This window comes from Streptomyces silvisoli (assembly GCF_029269905.1).
GTDB classification, from domain to species: Bacteria; Actinomycetota; Actinomycetes; order Streptomycetales; family Streptomycetaceae; genus Streptantibioticus_A; species Streptantibioticus_A silvisoli_A.
This window is the reverse complement of the sequence record NZ_JARJBC010000053.1, coordinates 1-5,090: the sequence shown is the minus strand read 5'-3', so window position 1 is coordinate 5,090 and position 5,090 is coordinate 1. Positions and strand designations below refer to the sequence as shown.

Below are 5,090 nucleotides of genomic sequence, written 5' to 3'. Positions count from 1 at the left end.
AAGCAGTCGCTGTAGGTCATGCTGGGACAGGGCCATCGTGCGCCTCCTCCGTTGAACTGGCCGTTCACCTGGGAGAGTTGCACGGTGGCCCGCTCCGCGGGCAGGGAGCGGGACCTACCTGAGCATGTGCTCCGGCGCACACCCCAACCTTGATCGGCTGCACCAATCAGCGGGACACCATCGCTCTGATGGGCCACCACTTCGCCTCCACGGACGCGATGTTCACATCATCGGCAGGCCAGGCGTGAAGTCCAGCGACTGCTCCTCACTCCTTGGACGACCAGGGCACTGGCGGCACGTCCAACGTGCGTGATCGAGACGACGGACTCCTCGCAGGCGAGTACGGCAACCAGTACGCCCGCGCGACGGACAGGTCCCACGCCACTGACGCCCGTTCCCGAAGACGCGTCCAATTGGGCGCCCCATGGCCAACCGAAGGGCCCGGTACCGCGCGAAGCGGCGTCCCACAGCGCTCCCATTGTGGGAGTGCCCCGTCTGCGGGGCGGCGCCAAGGGGCATTGCGCCGACCTTACGGGATAGCGAGCGCCCTAGCGGTGGCAGGCAAGGAGGGCTGACCTGTGGAATCAGGGAGTCGTGACCACTGGAGCCGCCCCGCCACCCCCGTCCCATGGGGAGCACCGCACCCCGCTCCCTTGGCCAAAGGTCGGCCAGAAGCCGCCAAGGGGCATTTAGGCCTCTCGATGGCCGCTACATCAACATCATCCCGGGTGACCTCACCGCCCAACGGTTGACGACAGCGCGCAACGTCCCCGTACCGCGCACCACATCGACCCGATCGGGCGACGGACAAATCGCCCCCGATTGACACCACTTGAGGCTGGGAGCAAGAGCGCTCCCAGAGGGCTCCCCATTCGCTCCCACCGCAAAAACGACAAAGGCCGCTTCCGTTACTCACGGAAACGGCCTTCGACCTGCGGTTTCGCAAGTCGGGACGACAGGATTTGAACCTGCGACCCCTTGACCCCCAGTCGCGCGGCAACTCTCTGCCGTCATCCATAACAGTCTGTAGTTTCACGTTCAGGGCAATAACCGGCTACAGGGAACCATCGGACGCCAGATCCGAACGTCTACGCGTAACGGCACGACGTCCGCCACTCATGAGCCACACCGGTATCGTGGGGGACCGGAGACCGCCCGCATCGGAGGGGACATCGTGAGCACGCAGCCCAACGGCCTGTACGGCCCACTGATCCCGATGCCCGATCTCACCCCCGACGCGCTGCGTGCCGCTGTCGCCCGCATCGCCCCAAGCAAGATCCCAGCCCTAACCCAGCACCTGTTCGAGGCAACGACCCACGCGCAGCAGACACAAAGCCTCGCTCCCCTGCGCGCCTTCATTCATTCGTGGGCCGTGTTCATCGCGACCGAGCGGCACCCCGAGCGCGCCGCACGCCTGCGGGAACTGGAGCGGATCGTGGACGCTGGCGAACAGGACCCGGCGGATGCGATCGCAGAGATCCACCGGATCCGGGAGGCGGCCGAGGCCGAGGCCGGACTGTGACCGACTGGACCTGGGAGTACAACCCGAGCCAGGAACATGTCGTCGGCGGGCTTCCGCCCGGTGTCATGGCCGAGATCGAGCGCTTGGCCACCGAGCTCGCTGTACTCGGAGCCGACGCCGCCAAGGTCGGCAGGCCCGTCGACCGCGAGGGTGGGCTGCGCGAGTTCGACATCCTCAACGGGCGCGGCTTCATCAACTTCCTCGCCGTACCGCGCCATCACTGTGTCTACGTCTGCGGGGTCACCTGGTACGGCTGACCTCGTGCCGCTCGAAAGGCGGTCGCGAGTGGGCGGATTGCGGTGGGGGCCGCCTTCTTCGCAACAGAGAGAAAGAGCTCCTCGTTTTGTTGCACGGGCTGAGCAAGGGGCGAGGAAGATGAGGCCCTCGGGGACGAAGCGGGGGCGGCCTCCGCGGAGTTCGCTCTCCAGCACGGCGAGTTGGTGCCGCGGCGCCAGGATTTCCACGCCCTGCTCCCAACCGCTCCTCGGCAGCAGCCGTAGCACGGCGAAGGCATTCGCCATCGCCAGATAGTCCAGGCGAAGCTGCACGATCGATCATCATGCCCGGCGATGCCGGCCCGCTGCGGCAAACAGCGCGATCCGTCCTTGGACCTGTGCGGATGGTCTTCTCGGCACCCACAGGACTCTGTCGCCCGATTCGGCCAACCTTGTGCCTGCCGAGAATGTCATCCGCGCAGTTCAGGGACTTGCAGGGCGGTCGCGGCTGGGCATCGACCCCGCGCCCGACCAAGCCGCTACAACCTGGGCCGACTCACGCCGATCACCGACCCGGACCGGATCGCCTCACTGAACAGACGCCTGAAGGGTGTCTTTACTGCCGTACCTCGGCTGACCAGCGGGTGTGTGCGGCTGTGCCCCGGGCATGATCCCAGTTCGTGGGTCTACGACTGCTGTACTTGGTCCTCTGTCGACTGTTGGGCTGGCTGGGTCTGCTGGGGCGCTCCTCCGCCGCGTACAAGGCCGAGATCCTCGCCCTGCGCCAGGAGGTCGCCGTCCTGCGCCGGCAGGTCGGGCGGCCACGGTTGTCGTGGGCCGACCGCGCCGTGCTCTCCGCTCTCGCGCGGCATCTGCCGTCCGCTCTGCGGCGGCACCGGTTGGTCACCCCGGGCACGCTGCTGGCCTGGCACCGGCGCCTGGTGCGCTGGGAGCGGCGCCAGCCACCGGTCAGGTCCGGTCGCGCACCACTGCCCGACGAGATCGTCGCGCTCATCCGCCGCCTCGCCATGGAGAATCCGACCTGGGGGTACGTCAGGATCCAGGGCGAGCTGCGGCGGCTCGGCCACCGGGTGGCTGCCGCCACCATCCGGCGCGTGCTTCGCCGCTTGGGCCTGCCTCCCGCACCGCTACGTGCCACCCAACAGACCTGGCGCACCTTTCTCCGCTCATAGGCTCACACGCTGCTTGCCTGCGACTTCCTGCACGTGGACACCGTCTTCCTCAGGCGCCTCTACGTCTTCTTCGTCATGGAGATCAAGCCCCGGCCCGTCCACGTTCTCGGCGTCACCGCGAATCCGACCGGCGTGTGGGTAGGGCAGCTCGCCCGGAATCTGCTGATGGACCTGGGCGAGAGGGCCGGGCGCTTCCGGTTCCTCATCCGCGATGGCGATGCCAAGTTCACCACCGCTTTCGACTCCGTCTTCGCCAGCAACGACATCGAGGTCATCCAGACCCCGCCGCAGTGCCCGCGGTCGAACGCCTTCGCGGAGCGGTGGATACGCACTCTGCGCGCCGAGTGCACCGACCGCCTCCTCATCACCGGCGAGCGGCATCTACGCGCTGTCCTCGGCGTGTACACCGAGCACTACAACATCGGCCGCGCCCACCGCAGCCTGCAGCTGCGAGCCCCCGGCGACGAACCCGACGTCATTCCCCTGCCCACCGCGGCAGTTCGGCGCCGTCTAGTACTCGGCGGTTATTCCGCCATTGCTTCCTCTACTTCCTGCTCTGGGTGTGGCCATCTTTGTCCTGGTCAGATGGGCAGGCCCGTCACCGCAACGTGCAACAGGAGTGTTGCTCCTCTGAGGCTCAGGGTGTCGACGGCCAGTTCGGGATCCCCACGTACGGCCAGTTACATCGTCACGTTCCGTGACGCTTGATGGGGGCTGGGATCCTTTGTCCTCCGCCTCAGCGGTCTGTTTCGGCCGCCATCGAAGTTTCCTGTCTGGACGTTGAGTGGTGCGGATGACTGTGGGGGCGTCAGCGGGCCGGCGGCCTGTCCGGGGTGAAGACGCGATCGATGTGGTGGCGCAGGATGTCCCAAGCCGCCTGCGCGGTGCGCTGTCCGACGAGGATGCTGGTTCCGAGCCCCGCGGACATGGCGAGCAGCCCCACCGCCTCTGCGCGCAGGTCCAGGCGTTGGGACGTTTCTCCGGCGTCGCGTGCTGCGATCAACTGTGCGAGGAGGAAGTCCTCCATGGCGTTGGGGCCGCGCAGCAGCGGTTGGGTGGCGAGTGCTGGGTCGGTCAGCGCGAGGGTGGCATACGAGGTGTAGACGAGGTGGAAGGTGCGGCTTTCTTCGTCCGTGGGCAGTGCCTCAGCGAGGGTGGTCTCGATGATGGTGCGTGGGGCGGGTGACGCACCGCTGGCGCGGATGCGGCCCCGTACCCGTTCGCCCATGCGCTGGCCGAGGTAGCCCAGCGCGAAGTGCAGGAGTTGTTCCTTGGTTTTGAAGTAGTACTGGATCAGGGGGACGGAGATCCCCGCCTCTTCCGCCACGTCCCGCATGGCGAGGGCGTGCAGTCCTTTGGAGCTGGCGCAGCGCAGCAGCGCTTCGGCGATCTGGCTTCGCCGTTCCTCGTGGTCGACCCGCTTCGGCATGTCTTTACTATACGACCATATGGTAAAACTGCGTCAGTAGTGCTGGACCGAGCCGACGAGCGGGGAGCAAGTCATGGCCCGAAGGACCACCACAAAAGGCGTAGGGCGCTTCACCAGTGACGCAGCCTGGGAGAAGTTCCTGGCCGCGTACGACGACGCCATGGGGCTGTGGCCGTGCCCCCGGGAAGAGTTGGTCGTCGAGACGAGCTTCGCCACCACCCACGTACACCGCTGCGGCCCCGACAACGGAGAGCCGATCGTCCTGCTGCACGGCTCCGGCGGCAGTTCGACGATGTGGTTCCCCAACGTCGCCGCGCTCAGCGCGCGTCACCGCGTCTACGCCATCGACACCCCCGGCGACCCCGGACGCAGCATGCAGCGCCAGCCCATCTTCGAACCAGAAGTCAGCTCCGTGTGGCTGGACGAGGTCCTGGATGCGCTCGGAGTCACCCAAGCCCATCTGATCGGTTCCTCCTACGGCGGCTGGCTCGCCTTGAACCAGACACTCCACTCACCCGGCCGCGTCGCCACCTCGACACTGCTCGATCCGGGCGGCTTGGAGAAGGTCGGCGTCCGCTTCTACACCTGGATGATCATCAACGGCCTAGTACTGCAATCACAGTTATGGGGTGTGGCCTCGGCGTTTGTAGTGGCTGCGGCGGGCTCGGGTCTGGCTGAGGCGTCGCCACCACGACCAGCGCAGATGATGCGTCGGAGCGAGATGGCGGGGG

7 protein-coding genes are annotated in these 5,090 nt (G+C 66.8%); 5 read left to right on the top strand and 2 right to left on the bottom strand.

Annotated elements, in window-relative coordinates:
• The first annotated feature begins 1,174 nt into the window (after positions 1–1,174).
• The 3 genes from P3G67_RS35615 (at position 1,175) to P3G67_RS35605 (ending at position 2,930) form a co-directional block, all read left to right on the top strand.
• A complete protein-coding gene (locus tag P3G67_RS35615; RefSeq protein ID WP_276097216.1) occupies positions 1,175–1,522 on the top strand; it encodes a hypothetical protein in 348 nt (115 codons plus the stop codon).
• On the top strand, positions 1,519–1,779 hold the full coding sequence (locus P3G67_RS35610) for a hypothetical protein (RefSeq protein WP_276097215.1): 261 nt from the start codon (positions 1,519–1,521) through the stop codon (positions 1,777–1,779). Before P3G67_RS35615 ends, P3G67_RS35610 begins: the two co-directional genes overlap by 4 nt.
• A gap of 638 nt (positions 1,780–2,417) precedes the next feature.
• Positions 2,418–2,930 carry an IS3 family transposase gene (locus P3G67_RS35605; protein ID WP_276097214.1) on the top strand — a complete coding sequence of 171 codons (513 nt, stop codon included), beginning with the start codon at positions 2,418–2,420 and terminating at the stop codon, positions 2,928–2,930.
• Here the strand turns inward: P3G67_RS35605 and P3G67_RS35600 are convergent.
• Complete coding sequence (locus P3G67_RS35600) at positions 2,925–3,311, bottom strand: hypothetical protein (protein WP_276097218.1); 387 nt, start codon at positions 3,309–3,311, stop codon at positions 2,925–2,927. The two genes, P3G67_RS35605 and P3G67_RS35600, sit on opposite strands and share 6 nt — an antisense overlap.
• Here P3G67_RS35600 and P3G67_RS35595 point away from each other — a divergent pair.
• Complete coding sequence (locus tag P3G67_RS35595) at positions 3,195–3,638, top strand: integrase core domain-containing protein (RefSeq protein ID WP_276097217.1); 444 nt, start codon at positions 3,195–3,197, stop codon at positions 3,636–3,638. The genes P3G67_RS35600 and P3G67_RS35595 overlap by 117 nt on opposite strands.
• Positions 3,639–3,738: 100 nt before the next feature.
• Here P3G67_RS35595 and P3G67_RS35590 read toward each other — a convergent pair whose 3' ends face one another.
• A complete protein-coding gene (locus P3G67_RS35590) occupies positions 3,739–4,359 on the bottom strand; it encodes a TetR/AcrR family transcriptional regulator (protein ID WP_276097213.1) in 621 nt (206 codons plus the stop codon).
• A gap of 73 nt (positions 4,360–4,432) precedes the next feature.
• On the opposite strand from P3G67_RS35590, the gene P3G67_RS35585 reads away from it, so the two are divergent.
• Positions 4,433–5,090 (top strand): alpha/beta fold hydrolase (locus P3G67_RS35585; protein ID WP_276097212.1); only part of this gene is annotated, 658 nt, incomplete at its 3' end.

What these genes read in the sequence shown, in the direction of transcription:
- P3G67_RS35600 (WP_276097218.1), bottom strand. Translation starts at nt 3,311, where the DNA reads ATGCCGCTCGCCGGTGATGAGGAGGCGGTCGGTGCACTCGGCGCGCAG.
- P3G67_RS35590 (WP_276097213.1), bottom strand. Translation starts at nt 4,359, where the DNA reads ATGCCGAAGCGGGTCGACCACGAGGAACGGCGAAGCCAGATCGCCGAA.